This is a genomic window from Rhodobacter sp. P1_C2, from assembly GCF_056406375.1.
The window spans coordinates 414,206-432,195 of sequence record NZ_JBFUAG010000003.1 but is presented as its reverse complement, the minus strand read 5'-3'; the positions used below and the strand labels follow the sequence as shown (position 1 = coordinate 432,195).

Genomic DNA, 17,990 nt, shown 5'->3' with positions numbered 1-17,990 from the left:
TTACATCGTCCGTTCGGGCAGCATGTCGCGCGGGATCTTGGATAGCACATCGCAAAGCAGGTCGAGATCTTCGAGCGTGCGATAGCTGATTGACAGCACCCCGCCCTCGTCGATACCGCGGTGGTCGATCTTGACGACCATGCGCAGATTGGCGGAAAGATCGGCCTCGATCGCGCGGGTATCGGCGTCCTTTTCCGGCTTGCCGCCGCTGCGCGGCTGCTTGGTGCCGGCCGTTTTGGCGAGTTTTTCCGTCTCCCGCACCGAAAGACCGCGGCGGACCACCTGGCTGGCCAGAACCGCAGGATTCGGCACCGTGATCAGGGCGCGGGCATGGCCGGCCGAAAGATCACCCTTGCGCAGCATGTCCTGCACCGAGTCCGGCAGGGTCAGCAGACGCAGAAGGTTGGTCACATGGCTGCGGCTGCGCGACAGGGCCTCGGCCAGTTTTTCCTGGGTATGGCCGAACCGCTCGATCAGCTGGCGGTAGGCCATGGCTTCTTCGATCGGGTTGAGGTCCTCGCGCTGGATATTCTCGATGATCGCGATTTCAAGCACTTCAACATCGGTGAACTCGCGCACCACGATCGGCACTTCATGCAGACCGGCGATCTGCGCGGCCCGCCAGCGCCGCTCGCCAGCGACGATCTCGTACTGGCCCTGGGCACCGATGGCCCGCACGATCAGCGGCTGGACGATGCCTTTCTGACGGATCGACTGGGCCAACTGCTCCAGCGCATCGGGGCTGAATTCACGCCGTGGCTGGTCCGGATTGGGTTGAATCCGCTCGACCGGCATGAACTGCGTCGGGCGCGGCTGTTCCGGACTGTCCGCTGCGGGCTCGCCCAGGTTTGCATCGGCAAGAAGTGCGGAAAGCCCCCGCCCCAGGCCGCGACGATCCAGCTTCTTTTCCATAACTCAGGTCCTGACTTTTTCGACGGCGCGCGGGTGACGCGCCAGAATCTCGGCTGACAGATTGCGGTAAGCCTCACTGCCCTTGGAGGTCGCATCATACTGCATCACCGGCATGGCGAAAGAGGGTGCCTCACTGAGCCGCACATTCCGCGGGATCACCGTTTTGAAGACGAGATCGCCGAGGGTCGCCCGCGCATCCGCCTCGACCTGCTGACTCAACCGGTTGCGGCCATCATACATGGTAATCGCAACCCCTTCGATCCGCAGGGCGGGATTGGCCGTTGACCGGATTTTCCGGATCGTCAGCATCAGCTGCGACAGACCTTCCAGCGCAAAGAACTCCGCCTGCAGCGGGACGAGGACGGACTGCGCGGCGACCAGCGCATTGATAGTCAAAAGGCTGAGTGAGGGCGGGCAATCGATCAGGATGAAATCCAGGCCCAGATGCTCCGCCGCCGGCTGGTGCAGCGCGTCATGCAGAAGGTAGACCCGCTTCTCATTGGCGACGAGGTCGATATCCGCAGAGGCGAGGTCGGAATTTGCCGGGCAGATCAGCAGATTTTCGATCGCCGTCTTCTGGATCACCTCGCCGATCGGACGCTCTTCGATCAGCAGATCATAGGTGGTCGCCTTGCGCGCCTCTGCCGCGATTCCAAGCCCGGTGGAAGCATTGCCCTGTGGATCCAGATCGATCAACAGAACGCGCGCCCCGAGGCCGACCAGCCCGGCCGCCAGATTGATCGCGGTTGTGGTCTTGCCCACCCCGCCCTTCTGGTTGGCGACGGCAATGATGCAGGGTTCGTGGTCGCGGCTCAGATCAGACATGGCGCAGATTCTTTACCTTCAGGATCATTCCAGCGGGGTCGGTCCGGCTGGGCAGGCTTTCAACGTCGAAAATCCAGGATTTCCGCGCTTCCGTCACCTCATCCTGCGCGCGGGCGCCTTTCGGGAACAGCGCCAGACCTTGAGGTTTCAGGTGCTGTTGCACTAGCGGCATAAGCTCCGAAAGCGCCGCCAAGGCACGGGCAGAGATGGCGTCAGCGGCCTGCGGTGGCAGATCTTCGGCGCGGCGCGAAAGGACGGCGGCCTTCAACCCCAGCTCGCGTGCCGCTTGAATCAGAAAAGCCGCCTTCCGCTTGTCGGATTCAACCAAAGTCACGGTCAGATCCGGCTGATGCTCCGCCGCCAGGATGGCAACGATCAGGCCGGGAAAGCCCGCGCCGCTGCCGAAATCCACCCAGTGTCGCGCCTCTGCGGGGCGATGCAGAAACAGTTGCGCCGAATCGAGGACATGCCGCTGCCAGGCAACCGGCAGACTGCCCGCCGCAACCAGATTGATCGCCGGCGTCCACCGCTCCACCAAGGCCAGCATCGCCTCCATCCTGGCCAATGTTTCACGTGAAACATCTAGCCAGTCTGGCGCCTGCCCGCGCGTCGCTTCGGTCATTGACCAGCCGCCCGCGCAAGATCGGCCTTCCGGCAGTGCGCCAGGATCAGCAGCAGTGCTGCGGGAGTCATCCCCTCGATCCGTTCCGCATCGGCCAGATTCGACGGGCGGCGACGCTGCAGTTTCGAGACAAGCTCGTTGGACAGGCCGGGAAGGCCGGAAAACTCCAGATCCGCCGGAATTTCAACGAGTTCATTGCGTTGTAGCCTGTCCGCCTCGGCGCGTTGGCGTTCTAGGTAGGGCGCATAGAGGGCATCGCGCCAGACCTGGGCCATGGTCTCCGGATCGATTTCAGCCGCCCGCGGTTCCAGACGCAGTACATTGGTCCAATCGGATTCGGACCCGCCGAGGACCTGCAACACCGTACGCCGCGCGCCATTCTGGCTGACCGTCAGCCCGACCGATTGCAAGTCCTGCGGCGTGCAGGACCGCTCGGACAGCATCGCGGCGGCGGCATCGATCTTCTCCATCTTCTCGGCAAAGACCTGCGCTCGCGTCGGGCCGATCAATCCGCTGGTCAGGCCGAGCGGCGTCATGCGCTGATCGGCATTGTCGGCGCGCAAATGCAGCCGGTACTCCGCCCGCGAGGTGAACATGCGATAGGGCTCGGTCACCCCGCGCGAGATCAGGTCGTCCAGCATGACGCCGATGTAGCTGTCGGTGCGGGAAAACAGGACCGGCGCCCGACCCAAGACCGCGGCCGCCGCATTGGCACCCGCCACCAACCCCTGCGCCGCCGCCTCTTCGTAACCGGTCGTCCCGTTGATCTGGCCGGCGAAATAGAGGCCAGGCACGGCACTTTCCAATGTCGGCCGCAAAGCCGAAGGATCGAAGTAATCATACTCGATCGCATAGCCCGGCTGCAGGATGATCACACCCTCCAACCCCTTGATGCTGCGCACATATTCGACCTGCACTTCCGCCGGAAGCGAGGTGGAGATGCCGTTGGGATAGACCGTGTGGTCATCCAGCCCCTCCGGCTCCAGGAAGATCTGGTGCCCGGTCTTGTCGGCAAACCGCACCACCTTGTCCTCGATCGAAGGGCAATAACGCGGCCCAACCCCTTCGATATGGCCGCCATACATCGCCGAGCGGCCAAGATTGGCGCGCACGATGTCATGGGTCCGTTCGTTGGTATGGGTGATCCCGCAGGCCACCTGGCGCACGACCGGCGCTTTGCTGAGGAAGGACAGCATCACCGGCGCCTCGTCCCCCGGCTGCTCATCCAGCCCGTCCCAGGCGATGGTGCGGCCGTCCAGACGCGGCGGCGTACCGGTCTTCAGCCGCCCGCGACGCAGGCCGAACCCGCCAAGCCTCTGCCCCAGACGGATCGAGGCCACATCGCCCTCGCGGCCGCCAGAGCGGTGCTGATCGCCCACATGGATGATGCCGTTCAGGAAGGTGCCCGCGGTCAGAACCACGGCGCCCGCCTGCAAGACAGTGCCATCCAGCAGTTCAATACCCGAAATCCGGCCGCCCGGTCCTTCGATCAGGTCAACGACCTCACCCTCGATAATCTCCAGCCCCGGCTGACGGATCAGAAAACCCTGGATCGCCTCCCGGTACAGGCGCCGATCGGCCTGGGTCCGCGGGCCCTGCACGGCCGGTCCCTTGCGACGGTTGAGCAGGCGGAACTGGATGCCCGCCGCATCCGCGGCCAGGCCCATGATCCCGTCCAGCGCATCGACTTCGCGCACAAGATGGCCCTTGCCGAGCCCGCCAATCGCCGGATTGCAGGACATAACGCCGATTCGATCCTTGCGCATCGAAACCAGCGCCGTCCTCGCCCCAACCCGTGCCGAAGCCGCCGCCGCTTCCGCGCCGGCATGCCCGCCACCAATCACCACCACATCGAAATGTTTCACGTGAAACATCCTCACTTGCCTATGCAAAAGCTGGCGAAAATCTCGTCCAGCAAGTTTTCAACGTCCAACCGCCCCACCAGCACATTTAGCGACCTTGCCGCCCGGCCCAGATCCGCCGCGACCAGTTCCGCCGCACTTCCCTGCCTCTGTATCTGATCTCGCGCCGATTCCATAGCCTCGACCGCATGGATCATTGCAACCCTGTGCCTCTCCCGCGTCATAACTCCGGCAGAAGCCGCCTTTTCCTCCAAAGCAGCAGAAATCCGCGCAACCAGCGCATCAACCCCCTGCCCTGTCCGGCCAGAGACGCCCTCGGCGCCGTGCAGATCGGCCTTGCCAAGCACGACGATATCGCCGGGCACGGGTTCCATCATCAGAACTTCTCCCGGCTGTTCCTGCAAAAACACCCGCAGATCCGCCGCCCTGGCCCGTTCCAAAGCGCGCGCGACGCCGATCTGTTCCACCACATCCTCGGTTTCGCGCAGGCCCGCGGTATCCAGCAGGGTCACCGCCAGGCCGCCAAGGTCCATCCGCACCTCGATCACATCCCGCGTCGTCCCCGCGATTTCCGAGGTGATCGCAGCCTCCCGCCCCGCCAAAGCATTCAGAAGCGTGGATTTTCCCGCATTCGGCGCCCCAAGGATCGCGACTTCAAAGCCATCGCGCACCCGTTCGGCCACGCCGCTGCCGGCAATCTCGCGCCGCAGCTCCGCCAACAGGCCGTCGATCAGGCCCATCACCTCCGGCGTCACATCGACCGGCACATCTTCGTCGGCAAAATCGATCGTTGCCTCGATCAAGGCGCCAGCGCGGATCATCGCCTTGCGCCACCCCTCGGCCCGCCGCCCGATCGCCCCCGACAGCACCCGCATAGCCTGACGCCGCTGCACCTCGGTCTCGGCCTCGATCAGGTCTGCGAGGCCTTCGACCTGGGCCAGGTCCAGCCGCCCGTTTTCCAGCGCCCTGCGGGTGAACTCCCCCGCTTCCGCCAGCCGAAGCCCCGCCTCGCTCAGCGCCCGCGTCACGGCCTTCACGACCGCCGTACTGCCATGCACCTGCAATTCGGCCGCAGCCTCGCCGGTAAAGCTCGCCCCGGCATCAAAGATCAGAACCAGGGCCTCGTCCAGCACCTCACCCTGCCAGACCAGCCGCCGCAAGGCAGCCCGCCGCGCCTCCGGCAAGCGGCACAGCCCGGCCACCGCCCCATGCGCCATGGGGCCCGAGATGCGGAACACCGCAACACCCGCTTTGCCCCGCGCCGAGGCCAGGGCAAAGATCGTGTCGCCCATCGCGCCCTCTCAGGTGTTCATCGATTCGAAGAATTCGCTGTTCGTCTTGGTCTGCTTCAGCTTGCCCAGCAGGAACTCGATCGCATCGGTCGTCCCCATCGGGTTGAGGATGCGGCGCAGCACATAGGTCTTCTGCAGATCGGTCTTCTCGACCAGCAGCTCTTCCTTCCGCGTCCCTGACTTGAGGATGTCAATCGCCGGGAAGGTCCGCTTGTCAGCCACCTTGCGGTCCAGCACGATTTCGCTGTTACCCGTGCCCTTGAACTCTTCGAAGATCACTTCGTCCATCCGGCTGCCGGTATCGATCAGCGCCGTGGCGATGATGGTCAGGCTGCCGCCCTCTTCGATATTCCGCGCCGCACCAAAGAAGCGCTTCGGCCGCTGCAGCGCATTGGCGTCCACGCCCCCGGTCAGAACCTTGCCCGACGACGGCACGACCGTGTTGAACGCCCTACCAAGCCTTGTGATCGAGTCGAGCAAAATCACAACATCTCGCTTATGCTCGACCAGACGCTTGGCCTTCTCGATCACCATTTCCGCCACCGCAACGTGACGCGAGGCCGGCTCGTCGAAGGTCGAGGACACAACCTCTCCCTTCACAGACCGCTGCATGTCGGTGACTTCCTCGGGCCGCTCGTCGATCAAGAGGACGATCAGATAGCATTCCGGATGGTTCACCGCGATCGAGTTGGCGATGTTCTGCAACAGCACCGTCTTACCCGTCCGCGGCGGCGCCACGATCAGGGCGCGCTGGCCTTTGCCGATCGGGCAGACCAGGTCGATGATCCGGGCCGAGCGGTCCTTGATCGTCGGGTCTTCCACTTCCATCTTCAGCCGCTCATCGGGGTAAAGCGGCGTCAGGTTGTCGAACAGAACCTTGTGGCGCGCCTTCTCCGGGTCGTCGAAGTTGATCTTGGTCACCTTGGTGATCGAGAAATAACGCTCCCCATCCCGCGGCGCCTGCATCAGGCCCTCGATGGTGTCGCCCGTCCGCAGGCTGAACTGCCGCAGGATATCGGAGGAGACATAGATATCATCCGGACCCGGCAGATAGTTGGCCGAGGTCGAGCGCAGAAACCCGAATCCGTCCTGCAGCACTTCCAGCACGCCATCGCCGCCGATTTCCCAGCCCTCTTCGGCATGCTCTTTCAGGATCGAGAACATCATCTCGCCCTTGCGCATGCTCGGCGCGTTCTCAATCTCCCATTCCTCGGCCATCGCCAGCAATTCAGCCGGCGTCTTTGCCTTCAGATCAGCAAGATTCAGATGTTCTACAGTCATGGAAAACCCTTAAGGCAACCGGGGCAGCCCCGGTGCAGTGCAGCAATGTCAACGGAATGCGGTTACGGCCGGACGGCCACGCAATTCGCCACGTAATCGCAACCACCGCGAAAGTCAACGCCGGGCTGCAAAAGGACAGGCGCTGCCCCTCAGAACTTCACGATCACCGAAGCGACGATCACCAGCATCAGCACCGTCGGCAGCTCGTTCATCATCCGGTACTGCCGCCCCGTCACCGTGTTGGAGCCCGCCACGAAGTCCTTGCGCCGCCAGCCCAGCCAATGCTGAAACCAGGTCATCACCAGCACCGAAGCCGCCTTGGTCCAGGGCCAGACCATCGACCAATCCACGATCCCCGGCGTGAAGACCAGGCACAGCCCAAACACCCAGGCCGAGACCGAGGCGGGCCCGATGATCCCGCGCAACAGGCGCCTTTCCATGGTCTGGAACATCGCATCGGTGGGCGAGCCTGCCTCCACCTGCTCCACATGGTAGACATAGAGCCTGGGCAGATAGAACAGCCCCGCCATCCAGGCGATCACGCTGACCACATGGGCCACCTTGATCCACGGATACCACACCGCCAGAACGTCGATCATCCCTGCCCCCTACTTCTTAAGTATAAAGATAAAGAAAGGATTGATGATGTAATAGAGGTGGTGGGTATCTGGATTGCATCTTTCCTCCGCCAACTTGCCCACAGGGGCAAAGCTGTGGAGGAATCGAGGGCAGTCTTTCGCAACCTCCGAGTCAATCCTACAAAATCTGCTGCAGAGTCATTGTCTTGCCGGGGCACCCGCCGCCAAACCCATCCCCCGCGAAATCGGCCGCCCGGCAGTTTTCCCCAAGCGCGCCGAACGCTCATCCCCATGGGGACAATCCTTTTTCGTTCTCGCGCCGTCTTTCGTGAAACCGCAGGACCTCGCGCCAGACCCCCTTTTCACCTCGGGAACAAAGCAGCATTGTCCACAGATCCGCCCCCAAGGGAAACCGCATGACCCCGCTTCTCCTCGCCTCGCAATCCGCGATCCGCCTGACCCTGTTGCGCAACGCCGGGCTGGAGGTGACGGCCCATCCCGCCCGCATCGATGAAGAGGCCCTGCGCGCCGCCCTCGCCGCCGAGGATGCCACCCCCCGCGACATGGCCGACGCCCTGGCCGAGGCCAAGGCGTTGAAACTGGCGCAGCGCCATCCTGGCGCGCTTGTCCTCGGCTGCGACCAGATCCTCGCCCTCGGCCCGCGCGTCTTCGCCAAGCCCGAGAGCCGGGAGGAGGCGCGCCAGCAGCTTATCGACCTCGCCGGGCAGACCCACCAGCTCCTCTCCGCCCTCGTGCTTTATGACAAGGGCGAACCGATCTGGCGCCATGTCGGCGTGGCGCGTCTGACGATGAAAGCGGCCAATCCGGCCTATATAGAGACTTATCTCGACCGGAACTGGCCCGAGGTCGGCCATTCCGTCGGCGCCTATCAGATCGAGTCCGAGGGGATCAGGCTTTTCTCGGCCGTGGAAGGCGATTACTTTACCATTCTGGGCCTGCCCCTGTTACCCCTGCTCAATTACCTGTCCTTGCGAGGTTTCATTCCGTCGTGACCGATCTGCCCCGCATCCCCCTGGCCGGCGTGATCGGCCACCCGATCGCCCACAGCCGCTCCCCCGCCCTGCATGGCCATTGGCTGAAGCGCTACGGGATCAAGGGTCATTACATCCCGATGGATATCGCCCCCGCCGATCTGGCCGAGGCGCTCAAGATGCTGCCGAAACTGGGCTTCGTCGGCATCAACGTGACGATCCCGCACAAGGAAACCATCCTCAAGCTGGCCGATGTGGTGACGGACCGTGCGGCGCTGATCGGGGCGGCCAATACGCTGATCTTCCGAAAGGATGGCAAGATCCACGCCGACAACACCGATGGCGCGGGCTTCATGGCCAACCTGCGCCAGCTGGCGCCGCATTGGCAGGCCCATGACGCACCGGTGGCGCTCTTCGGGGCTGGCGGCGCCGCCCGCGCGGTGATTGCCGCGCTGATCGAGGTCGGCGCGCCTGAAATCCGCATCGCCAACCGCACGCGCCTGCGCGCCGAGACTCTGCGCCACGATTTCGGCGCCAAGGTCGTCGTCTATGACTGGGTCCATGCCGGCGACATGCTGGAAGGTGCCGGGCTGGTGATCAACTCCACCTCGCTGGGCATGACCGGCAAGCCCGACCTGCGCCTGCCGCTCGACGCGTTGGAGCCCTATGCCGTGGCCACCGACCTCGTCTATACCCCCCTGATGACCCCTTTCCTGATCGAGGCGCAAAGCCGCGGCGCCCATATCGTCGATGGTCTGGGCATGTTGCTGCACCAGGCCGCGCCCGGTTTCGAACGCTGGTTCGACCACCGCCCCGAGGTTGACGCCGCCACCCGCGCCGCCGTCCTTTCGGCATGAAGCGCCCGTTCAAACTGGCGCTGACCGGCTCGATCGGGATGGGAAAATCCACCACCTCGGCGCTGTTTCTGGCCGAGGGCGTCCCGGTCTGGGACGCCGATGCCGCCGTGCATCGGCTTTATGCCGCTGGAGGTTACGCCGTGGGCCCGATCTCGGCCCTCTGCCCTGCGGCCCTGGTGGGCGGCGCCATTGACCGTGGTGCCCTGAAGTCCTGGATCGCTCGCGACCCCTCCGCCCTGCCCGCGATCGAGGCGGTCGTCCATCCGCTCGTTGCCGAAGACCGCGCCCGGTTTGCCGCCGAAATCGTCTCTGACATCGCGGTTTTCGACATTCCTCTACTGTTTGAAAAGGGGACGGAGGGGGAATTTGACGCCTCCCTCCTCGTCACCGCCCCGGCGAGCTTGCAGAGCAGCCGCGTCATGGCCCGCCCCGGCATGACCGAAGACCAGTTCCGCCTGATCCTGTCGCGCCAGATGCCCGATGCCGAAAAGCGCGCCCGCGCCACCCATATCGTCGAAACCCTCGACCTTGCCTCGGTCACGGCCTATGTGCAGGCCCTGTTGACCCATATCCGGTGCCAGAATGCGTGAAATCGTCCTTGATACCGAAACCACCGGCTTCGAGCCTTCCGAAGGCCACCGGATCGTCGAGATCGGCGCGGTCGAGCTTCTCAACCACATGCCGACCGGCAAGACCTATCACCAATATATCAACCCCGAACGCATGATGCCGAAAGAGGCCTTCGAGGTGCATGGCCTCGGCGATGACTTTTTGCGCGACAAGCCGGTGTTCAAGGCCATTGCCCGCGATTTCATCGAATTCATCGGCGAGTCGACCCTGGTGATCCACAACGCCAGCTTCGACATGAAGTTTCTCAATGCCGAGCTGCAGACCCTCGGCCATCCCGGCCTGCCGATGACCCAGGCGCTGGACACCCTGGCCATCGCGCGCAAGAAATTCCCCGGCTCGCCCGCCACTTTGGACGCGCTCTGCCGCCGCTTTGGCATCGACAATTCCTCGCGCGAAAAGCACGGCGCCCTTCTGGACTCCGAGCTTCTGGCAGAGGTCTATCTGGAATTGATCGGCGGCCGGCAGCCCGATTTCATGCTGGCCACGGCGGCGGCCCATACGGCGGCTCGGCAGCGCGACACCCAGGCCGGGCGGGCGCGGCCAAGGCCAACGCCCCTGCCCCCGCGCCTGACCGAGGAGGAAAGCGCCGCCCATCAGGCCTTTGTGGCCAAGATGGGCGATGCGGCGGTCTGGTTGAAACGTTCTTAAGCCGAGGCGGTCGGCGTCGCTTCCGCCAACTGGGCGCGGCGGGCCATTTCCTGCCGGTACAGAGCCAGAAAATCGACATTGTCGATGTTCAGGGGCGGGAAGCCGCCGTCATGCGTCACATCCGAGATGATGCGGCGGATGAAGGGGAACAGAAGGCGCGGGCATTCGATCAGCAGGAAAGGATGCAACTGTTCCGACGGCACGCCTTCGACCTGGAAGACCCCGGCATAATCCAGCTCCAACAGGAACAGCGTCTCGTTGTTCGCCTTGTTGATCGAGGAAACCTTGAACTTCGCGATCACGTCATAGGTGTTCGGCTGCGGGCGCTGCCGCGCGTCCAGGTTCACGCCAACGGTGATCTCCGGCTGCATTTCGGTGCCGCTCAGGCCCTTTTGCGCCACCATGTTCTCGAACGACAGATCACGGATGAACTGCGCCAGAACCTGCATCTTGACTTGCGGCGCACCGGCGCCGTTTTGGTTTTCGTCGGCCATCAAATTTCCCTCCGCGGTAGGTGAGGCGTTCCTAGCAGGCGGTCAGGGTTTGGTCCATCCCGAAGGCTTGTGCGGACGCGGCGAAGCGGGGTGTATATCAACCACTTCGGCCTCCACCACCTCTTCCTCGCGGCGCGGCGGGCGCGGGCGCAGCATGGTCGCCACGGCCTTGTCCATCGCCGCCAGCCGCGCCCTTTCGCGCAGGGCGTCGATGATCAGGTTGCGCACCCCGGGGATCAGCAGGACCAGCCCCATCGCATCGGTCAGGAACCCCGGCAGGATCAACAGAACCCCGGCCAGCACGATCAGCGCCGAATGGGCGGCGGGGGTCAGCGGGTCGCCCAGGGTCTGCAGATCCTGCAGGACCTGCCCCAGCACGCTGCGCTTCTGCCAGCGGATCAGCAAGAACCCGCCAATCGCGGTGCCGACCACGATAGCCCAGGTCGCGAGCACGCCGATATAGCCACCCAAACCGGCAAAAAGCCCGATTTCGATCATGACCCACAGCAGAAAAAGCCAAACGAAGCGCATTCTGGACCCCTGTTGCAAAAACTTGCAGCCCCGGAAGGTGGACTTGGACCCACCCAGCACTTACATAGGGTCCACATCCCTCCACGGCCAGCCCAATCGGCCCTCGCAAAAGGTACCGCATGAGTTCCGCACCGATCCAGCTTCTCGTCCTTGCCGGGATCGCGATCTTTCTGATCCTGAAATTGCGTTCCGTCCTGGGCACGCGCGACGGCTACGAGCCGACCACGGCCGCGCCCGGCACCGCACCGACGCGCGACAGCACGGTGATCGACGGAACCCTGGACCATGACATCATCGACAACGTGGCCGACGACGCCTCGCGCTCGGCCCTGGCGGCGATGAAAGGGGTGGAGCCCGATTTCTCGGTGACCGAGTTCCTGAAAGGCGCGCGCGGCGCTTACGAGATGATCCTGATGGCCTTCGACAAGGGCGAGATCGACCGCATCCGCCCCTTTGTCGGTGACGAGGTCGAGGCGAGCTTCGATGCCGCCGTGGCCGATCGTGTCCAACGGGGCCTGTCGGTCACCTCGAGCTTCGTCGGCATCCGGGAGCTTTCGCTGGCCGCCGCCGAATACAACCCCGCCACCAAGCGCGCCGAAATCTCGGTCCGTTTCATGGGCGAGCTGATCCGCGCCGTCCGCGACGCCTCGGGCAATGTGGTGGAGGGCAATGCCACCGCCATCCAGCGCCAGCGCGAGACCTGGACCTTCTCGCGCATCATGGGCGCGGGCGATCCGAACTGGCAGTTGACGGCGACAAGCGACTAAGGCGGGGGAATGCGTGCGCTGCTGCTTGCCCTGTCTATCGTCCTGGGGCTTGCGCCCCTGATGCCCGCCACGGCGCAGGTGCTGGAGTTCGAATCCCTGCCCGATTGGGACAAGGACGACCATCTCGCCGCTTTGCAAAGCTTTCAGCGCACCTGTGATCTGCTGGACCAGCCCGACTGGCAGCCGATCTGCGGCCTCGCCGCCACGGTCGAACCGAACGAATCCGCCGCCCGTGCCTTTTTCGAACTGCTGTTCCGCCCGGTTCTGGTCGGCAACCCGCCTGCCCTGTTCACCGGCTATTATGAGCCTGTCCTCGAAGGCTCCCCGGTCCGCACGCCGCGCTTTGCCTGGCCGATCTACCGCCGCCCGCCCGAGTTGCGCGATGGCCAGACCTGGTATGACCGCGCCACCATCGAGCGCGGCATCCTGCGCGGCCGTGGGCTGGAGATTGCCTGGCTCGACGATCCGGTCGAGGTGTTTTTCCTGCATATCCAAGGCTCTGGCCGGATTCAGATGACCGATGGCTCGGTGATCCGGGTCGGCTATGCCGGGCGCAACGGCTATGCCTATCGCTCCATCGGGTCGATCTTGGTGCAGCGCGGCTATCTGAACCAGGACCAGCTTTCGGCGGAATCGATCCGGGCCTGGGTGCGGGCCAATCCGGTGGCCGGGGCGGATCTGCTGAACCAGAACCCCTCTTACATCTTCTTTCGCAAACTGCCCAACCTGACCGCGGATCAGGGGCCGATCGGGGCCATGGGGCGGTCGATCACGCCGATGCGTTCGGTCGCGGTCGATCCGGCGCATGTGCCGCTTGGCACCCCGGTCTGGATCGAGAAGGAGGGCGACACGCCCCTGCACCGGCTGATGGTGGCGCAGGACACCGGCGGTGCGATCAAGGGCGCGCAGCGGGCGGATATCTTCTATGGCACGGGCCGTGCCGCGGGCCTCGCCGCAGGGTCGATCAAGGATGCCGGGCGGCTGATCATGCTGCTGCCGATCGACCGCGCCTTTGCCATGTTGCCGGACGGTTGACCCATGGTGCGCCGCCGTACCCTGCGGCCAGAGGAAGAGCAGCTCTGGCAGGAAGTCGCCCGTTCGATCCGCCCCAGTTCCGAGGCGGCCCTGGCGCGGCTGCGCAAGCCGACGCCGATGATCGACCCGCAACCGGTCAAACAAACCCATCCCGAGCCGGTGCCGCTGTTCACCGCCTTCCGTCTGGGTGAAAAGTCCCGGCCCCTGCGATCCACCGCCCAGATCGCCTCGACCCCGGCCGAGGCGCTGGCCCAGGCGCCCTTGCAGATGGATGCCCGCAAACACGCCAAGATGACCCGTGGCAAGCTGGACCCCGAGGCGCGGATCGACCTGCACGGCATGACCTTGGCCGAGGCGCATCCCGAACTGATCCGCTTCATCCTCAACGCGCAGACGGCGGGGCTGCGGCTGGTGCTGGTGATCACCGGCAAGGGCAAGCCGGGCCCGGACCATGGCCCCATTCCGCAGCGGATGGGCGTGTTGCGCCATCAGGTGCCGCATTGGCTGCGCATGGCGCCGCTGGGGCCCGCGATCCTGCAGGTGAGTGAGGCGCATCTGAAACATGGCGGCGGCGGGGCCTATTACGTCTATCTGCGCCGCCGCTAGGCCTCAGCGGCGCTGATGCGTCTCGCCCTCGGACAGGGGCAGCAGGATGATCCCCGTGGCGTTCCTTGCGGTCAGCACCAGCCCCGGCAAGAGGCCGATATTGGCCCTGCGGTCATATTCGAAAGCGCCCTGAATATCGACGATCCGGTTCATCAGCGCGATCATGGCCGGGGAATCGCCCACGACGAAATGCCCGGCGCCCTGCGAGAACTGGCTCACATCCAGATAGGTCACCTTCAGATCCGCCACCCGCGACAGATCGCTGAGCGAGCCGAGCCTGTCGGCCTGCCCGGTCAGCGCGGCTGACAGAAGCAGCACCTTGTCGCGCCCCGAGCCGAAGATGACGAAGGGCTGGGGCAGGGTGCCGATCGAGCGCGCCTCTTCGCGGAAAACATCGATGTCGATATCGGGCGAAATCAGGATCACCCCGCCGATCAGACCCATGGTGCGCCGGTCCTGCCGCAGGGCGACGGTGCGCAAGGCCTCCATCGTCAGGCCGGCGCCCATCGAATGGCCGACCAGAAGGATGCGTTTGGCGCCAGAGGCCGCCACTTCATGGATCAGTTTTTCCAGACCATCCCGGGCAAACAGCGCGGAATCGCGGTCATAGGCATAGCCAAGCGCCGCCGCCGCCGAGGGCCAGGAATATTCCACCACCGTGCCGGGCAGGTTCAGATCGTGGCTGAACTGCGCCACCCGGTAGATGCCCTCGGCGAAGTTGTTGTTGTAGCCGTGAACGAAGATCACCGCCTCGCCACCGGTCTTCTGCAGCTCGGCACGCAGCCGGGCGCGGAATTGCTGGTCCGAGGGGTAGACCTCCTCGCTTGCCGTCACGAATTGGGTGCGCGGGTCGACCTTGCCGCCTTTCGGAGGCCAGGTGATCTGCCCCGGCTTGCGGTCGGGCGGGACAGAGATCTGGTAGAGGCCAAAGCGCACCTCCTCGGACCGTCCGCCGTCGAAGCTGCCGTCCGGCTCTTGCTTGCGGGTGGTGCCGATGAAGATATTCTCCACCGTGCCGATCCGGGCGGCCTCGGGCATCAGCGTGACCGTGCCGCGCTGCGCGCAGGCGGCCAGCAGGACAAGGCACAGGATGCGCAGCGCGCGGGGGATCACAAAAACCCTCTTTCCGCCGGATGCGCCATCACAGCACATACCGCGACAGATCGGCCGAGCGGGCCAGCGCGCCTAGATTGGCCTCGACGAAGACCTCGTTCACCACGACCTCGCTTCCCGCACGGTCCGGGGCGTTGAAGGACAGTTCCTCGAAAACCCGCTCCATCACGGTGTAAAGCCGCCGCGCGCCGATGTTTTCGACGCTGCGGTTGACCTCTGCCGCGATGGAGGCAAGCTCGGCAATGCCATCCGGCGTGAAGGTGACGGTAACCTCTTCGGTCGCCATCAGCGCGGCATATTGCCGGGTCAGGGCATTTTCCGTCTCGGTCAGGATGCGGACGAAGTCTTCCTCGGTCAGGGCCTGAAGCTCCACCCGGATCGGCAGGCGGCCCTGCAATTCCGGCAGAAGATCCGAGGGTTTGGCGATGTGGAAGGCGCCCGAGGCGATGAAGAGGATATGGTCGGTCTTCACCGGCCCGTATTTGGTCGATACCGTGGTGCCTTCGATCAGCGGCAGCAGGTCGCGCTGCACGCCTTCGCGGCTGACATCGGCGCCGCGCGCATCGGATCGGGCGCAGATCTTGTCGATCTCGTCCAGAAAGACGATGCCGCTGTCTTGCACCGCCTCCAAAGCGGCGAGTTTCACCGCCTCATCATCGAGAAGCTTGTCGGCCTCCTGACCCAGAAGCAGGTCGTAACTGGCGGCCACAGTGACCTTCTTCTTCTTGGTCCGGCCACCGAAGGCCTTGAAGAGGTCCTGCAGGCCCTGCATCTGCAGCTCCATCCCCTGACCGCCCATCATCATCGGCGCGGGGGCAGACTCCTCCACCTCCAGTTCGATCACGGTATCGTCCAGCTCGCCCCGGCGCAGCTTGCCGCGGAACATCTCGCGGGTCTGTTCGCGGGCGTCCTTGCCGGCCAGCGCCTCGATCACCCGCTCCTCCGCCGCGGCCTTGGCGCGGGCGCTGACATCGTCGCGCATCCGGGCGCGGGTATCGACCAGCGCCACATCGACCAGATCGCGGATGATGCTGTCGACATCGCGGCCGACATAGCCGACCTCGGTGAACTTGGTCGCCTCGACCTTGAGGAACGGCGCCTTTGCCAGCCGCGCCAGACGGCGGGCGATTTCGGTCTTGCCGACGCCGGTTGGCCCGATCATCAGGATGTTCTTCGGGTAAACCTCGTCCCTCAGATCGTCGCCCAGTTGCTTTCTGCGCCAGCGGTTGCGCAGGGCCACGGCGACGGCGCGCTTGGCATCCTTTTGGCCGATGATGAAACGGTCAAGCTCCGAGACGATCTCGCGCGGGGTCAGGTCGGTCATTGGGCAATTCCATAAGGCGGAAGCAGGGCCTTGCCGGGAAAGTCCGGCAAGGCATTCATCAGGCGGGCGCGCAGGCGTTCCCAGAGCGCGCCAAGGGCGACGAGAACCGCGCCAAGGATCAAGATTGCCAGCGCCGCACTGCCGGCAAAGAGGGTGGAGGCCAGCGCCACCGAATAGCCGGCACCCGAAACGAGGAAGGAGCGCCGGTCGATCACGATGGCCACGACGGCGATCAGGAACAGAAAGCCCAGCAGCAGGGCCTGGGGCAGGGCGCCCGGCTGGCCCAGAAGGTTCAGCGCCACCGTGTTGACGATGGCCGGCGCCGCCGTGACATGCAGCCAGAAGGCCGTGGCAGAGCGGGTGGAAACGCGCATCGGGTCCGACATGTCAAGCTTCATCGCCACCGCAAAGGTCGCAAGGCCAAAGCAGAAGGTCAGGGCCGACAGCGCCGGGCTTTCCCGCATGAACAGCATGCCGGTGGCCGTCGGCGGCAGAAACCCGATGGCCAGCGCTAGCGCCCAAAGCGTGAAGAACGCCGCCCCGGCAATGATCGCGGCCGAGAAGGGGACGCGGAACAGGGCGTAATGCAGGCTCATCACCGCCAGAACCACCAGCCCGGCAATGACCAGCGCATATTCCCCGATCCCGGCCAGCGCCATGCCCAGCACCGTGGCCGCCAGCGCCGACATGATCGACAGCGCGATCGAGGGCGCGATCATCCGGCGTTTCAGGGTGAAATACCGCCCCACGGCGGCAAGCCCGGCCAGCGTTACCAGCGCCAGAAAGGCGGTCGTGGTGCCGGCAGGCGCGCTCATGTTCAACCCGAAGAGGACGGTCACGCCGACCCAGCCCATGAAGAGGATGGTCAGGCCGACGACGACGAAGATCTCGTTGAAGCCCTTGAACAGCACGAAAGGCTCTTCCGCCCCCGAAACGCCGGCCACCGCATTTTGCCGGGCCGAGGCGAGGGCGATCAGCTGGGCCGATTGCGCCTCGGTCACGATGCCCCGGCTGACGGCTGCGCGCAGATCCTCGGTCGAGATCATCATTTTCGGATCGTCTCCACCGTCAGGTTGCCATTGGTATAGACGCAGATATCGGCGGCAATCGCCATGGCCTTGCGGGCAATCGCCTCGGCGGGCAGATCGCTGTCCATCAGCGCCCGCGCCGCGGCCAGCGCATAATTACCGCCCGAGCCGATCGCCGTCACATCATGTTCGGGTTCCAGCACATCCCCCGCGCCGGTCAGGACGTATAGCCCCTCGCCATCGGTGACGATCAGCATGGCTTCCAGGTTGCGCAGGTATTTGTCCATCCGCCAGTCCTTGGCCAGCTCCACACAGGCGCGGGCCAGCTGGCCGGGCGAGGCCTCCAGCTTCTTCTCCAGCCGTTCCAGCAGGGTGAAGGCGTCGGCGGTCGATCCGGCAAAGCCTGCGATCACATCCTTGCCGCCGGGCGACAGGCGGCGGACCTTGCGCGCGGTGCCCTTGATGACGGTCTGGCCGAGGCTGACCTGACCATCGCCCGCCACCACCACCTCGCCCCCCTTGCGCACCGCAAGGATCGTGGTGCCGTGCCAGCCGGGAAATTTGTCTTCAGACATGAAAGCCTCCGTTTGCCG

At 64.7% G+C, this 17,990-nt stretch carries 20 protein-coding genes; 7 read left to right on the top strand and 13 right to left on the bottom strand.

The window, feature by feature from the left end; all coding sequences use genetic code 11:
* The 7 genes from AC1DZT_RS07040 to AC1DZT_RS07010 all read right to left on the bottom strand — a co-directional run bounded on the left by AC1DZT_RS07040 (position 1) and on the right by AC1DZT_RS07010 (position 7,393).
* Positions 1-912 (bottom strand): ParB/RepB/Spo0J family partition protein, encoded by a 912-nt coding sequence (locus AC1DZT_RS07040; RefSeq protein WP_478005900.1) that lies wholly within the window; start codon positions 910-912, stop codon positions 1-3.
* A gap of 3 nt (positions 913-915) precedes the next feature.
* Positions 916-1,737, bottom strand: coding sequence for a ParA family protein (locus tag AC1DZT_RS07035; protein WP_478005899.1), 822 nt, complete (start codon positions 1,735-1,737; stop codon positions 916-918).
* Positions 1,730-2,359: a 16S rRNA (guanine(527)-N(7))-methyltransferase RsmG gene (gene rsmG / locus AC1DZT_RS07030; protein WP_478005898.1), complete on the bottom strand. Its 630-nt coding sequence runs from the start codon at positions 2,357-2,359 to the stop codon at positions 1,730-1,732. Before rsmG ends, AC1DZT_RS07035 begins: the two co-directional genes overlap by 8 nt.
* Positions 2,356-4,224 (bottom strand): tRNA uridine-5-carboxymethylaminomethyl(34) synthesis enzyme MnmG, encoded by a 1,869-nt coding sequence (gene mnmG, locus AC1DZT_RS07025; RefSeq protein WP_478005897.1) that lies wholly within the window; start codon positions 4,222-4,224, stop codon positions 2,356-2,358. The genes rsmG and mnmG overlap by 4 nt, the downstream gene beginning before the upstream one ends.
* Positions 4,225-4,235: 11 nt before the next feature.
* Entirely contained in the window at positions 4,236-5,513 is a 1,278-nt protein-coding gene (gene mnmE, locus AC1DZT_RS07020) for a tRNA uridine-5-carboxymethylaminomethyl(34) synthesis GTPase MnmE (RefSeq protein WP_478005896.1), read from the bottom strand.
* A 9-nt stretch (positions 5,514-5,522) separates the two neighbouring features.
* Positions 5,523-6,794, bottom strand: a complete 1,272-nt coding sequence (gene rho, locus AC1DZT_RS07015) for a transcription termination factor Rho (protein ID WP_478005895.1) — start codon at positions 6,792-6,794, stop codon at positions 5,523-5,525.
* 149 nt (positions 6,795-6,943) lie between these two features.
* On the bottom strand, positions 6,944-7,393 hold the full coding sequence (locus AC1DZT_RS07010) for a CopD family protein (protein WP_478005894.1): 450 nt from the start codon (positions 7,391-7,393) through the stop codon (positions 6,944-6,946).
* A 395-nt stretch (positions 7,394-7,788) separates the two neighbouring features.
* Here AC1DZT_RS07010 and AC1DZT_RS07005 point away from each other — a divergent pair, with 395 nt between their 5' ends.
* Genes AC1DZT_RS07005 through dnaQ form a run of 4 tightly spaced genes read left to right on the top strand, consistent with a single transcriptional unit; the run spans position 7,789 to position 10,499 of the window.
* On the top strand, positions 7,789-8,385 hold the full coding sequence (locus AC1DZT_RS07005) for a Maf family protein (protein WP_478005893.1): 597 nt from the start codon (positions 7,789-7,791) through the stop codon (positions 8,383-8,385).
* Entirely contained in the window at positions 8,382-9,221 is an 840-nt protein-coding gene (locus tag AC1DZT_RS07000) for a shikimate dehydrogenase (protein WP_478005892.1), read from the top strand. Before AC1DZT_RS07005 ends, AC1DZT_RS07000 begins: the two co-directional genes overlap by 4 nt.
* The gene (gene coaE, locus AC1DZT_RS06995) at positions 9,218-9,811 is read left to right on the top strand and encodes a dephospho-CoA kinase (protein ID WP_478005891.1); all 594 of its coding nucleotides are present in this window, start codon (positions 9,218-9,220) and stop codon (positions 9,809-9,811) included. The genes AC1DZT_RS07000 and coaE overlap by 4 nt, the downstream gene beginning before the upstream one ends.
* The gene (gene dnaQ, locus AC1DZT_RS06990) at positions 9,804-10,499 is read left to right on the top strand and encodes a DNA polymerase III subunit epsilon (protein WP_478005890.1); all 696 of its coding nucleotides are present in this window, start codon (positions 9,804-9,806) and stop codon (positions 10,497-10,499) included. The genes coaE and dnaQ overlap by 8 nt, the downstream gene beginning before the upstream one ends.
* Here the strand turns inward: dnaQ and secB are convergent.
* Positions 10,496-10,993 (bottom strand): protein-export chaperone SecB, encoded by a 498-nt coding sequence (secB, locus tag AC1DZT_RS06985; protein ID WP_478005889.1) that lies wholly within the window; start codon positions 10,991-10,993, stop codon positions 10,496-10,498. The two genes, dnaQ and secB, sit on opposite strands and share 4 nt — an antisense overlap.
* 42 nt (positions 10,994-11,035) lie before the next feature.
* Entirely contained in the window at positions 11,036-11,524 is a 489-nt protein-coding gene (locus AC1DZT_RS06980) for an FxsA family protein (protein WP_478005888.1), read from the bottom strand.
* 119 nt (positions 11,525-11,643) lie between these two features.
* Between AC1DZT_RS06980 and AC1DZT_RS06975 the strand changes: the two genes are divergently transcribed.
* The 3 genes from AC1DZT_RS06975 to AC1DZT_RS06965 are packed head-to-tail and all read left to right on the top strand — an operon-like array spanning position 11,644 to position 13,932.
* Positions 11,644-12,291, top strand: coding sequence for a Tim44/TimA family putative adaptor protein (locus AC1DZT_RS06975; RefSeq protein ID WP_478005887.1), 648 nt, complete (start codon positions 11,644-11,646; stop codon positions 12,289-12,291).
* Between the two features lie 9 nt (positions 12,292-12,300).
* Positions 12,301-13,326 carry a murein transglycosylase A gene (gene mltA / locus AC1DZT_RS06970; protein WP_478005886.1) on the top strand — a complete coding sequence of 342 codons (1,026 nt, stop codon included), beginning with the start codon at positions 12,301-12,303 and terminating at the stop codon, positions 13,324-13,326.
* Between the two features lie 3 nt (positions 13,327-13,329).
* Positions 13,330-13,932, top strand: coding sequence for a Smr/MutS family protein (locus tag AC1DZT_RS06965; protein ID WP_478005885.1), 603 nt, complete (start codon positions 13,330-13,332; stop codon positions 13,930-13,932).
* A 3-nt stretch (positions 13,933-13,935) separates the two neighbouring features.
* Here the strand turns inward: AC1DZT_RS06965 and AC1DZT_RS06960 are convergent, their stop codons facing one another.
* Genes AC1DZT_RS06960 through hslV form a run of 4 tightly spaced genes read right to left on the bottom strand, consistent with a single transcriptional unit; the run spans position 13,936 to position 17,972 of the window.
* A complete protein-coding gene (locus AC1DZT_RS06960; RefSeq protein WP_478005884.1) occupies positions 13,936-15,045 on the bottom strand; it encodes an alpha/beta hydrolase in 1,110 nt (369 codons plus the stop codon).
* Positions 15,046-15,073: 28 nt separating this feature from the next.
* Positions 15,074-16,369 carry an ATP-dependent protease ATPase subunit HslU gene (hslU, locus tag AC1DZT_RS06955; RefSeq protein WP_478005883.1) on the bottom strand — a complete coding sequence of 432 codons (1,296 nt, stop codon included), beginning with the start codon at positions 16,367-16,369 and terminating at the stop codon, positions 15,074-15,076.
* Entirely contained in the window at positions 16,366-17,418 is a 1,053-nt protein-coding gene (locus tag AC1DZT_RS06950; RefSeq protein ID WP_478005882.1) for a hypothetical protein, read from the bottom strand. Before AC1DZT_RS06950 ends, hslU begins: the two co-directional genes overlap by 4 nt.
* Complete coding sequence (gene hslV, locus AC1DZT_RS06945) at positions 17,415-17,972, bottom strand: ATP-dependent protease subunit HslV (RefSeq protein WP_478005881.1); 558 nt, start codon at positions 17,970-17,972, stop codon at positions 17,415-17,417. The genes AC1DZT_RS06950 and hslV overlap by 4 nt, the downstream gene beginning before the upstream one ends.
* Between the last annotated feature and the right edge of the window lie 18 nt (positions 17,973-17,990).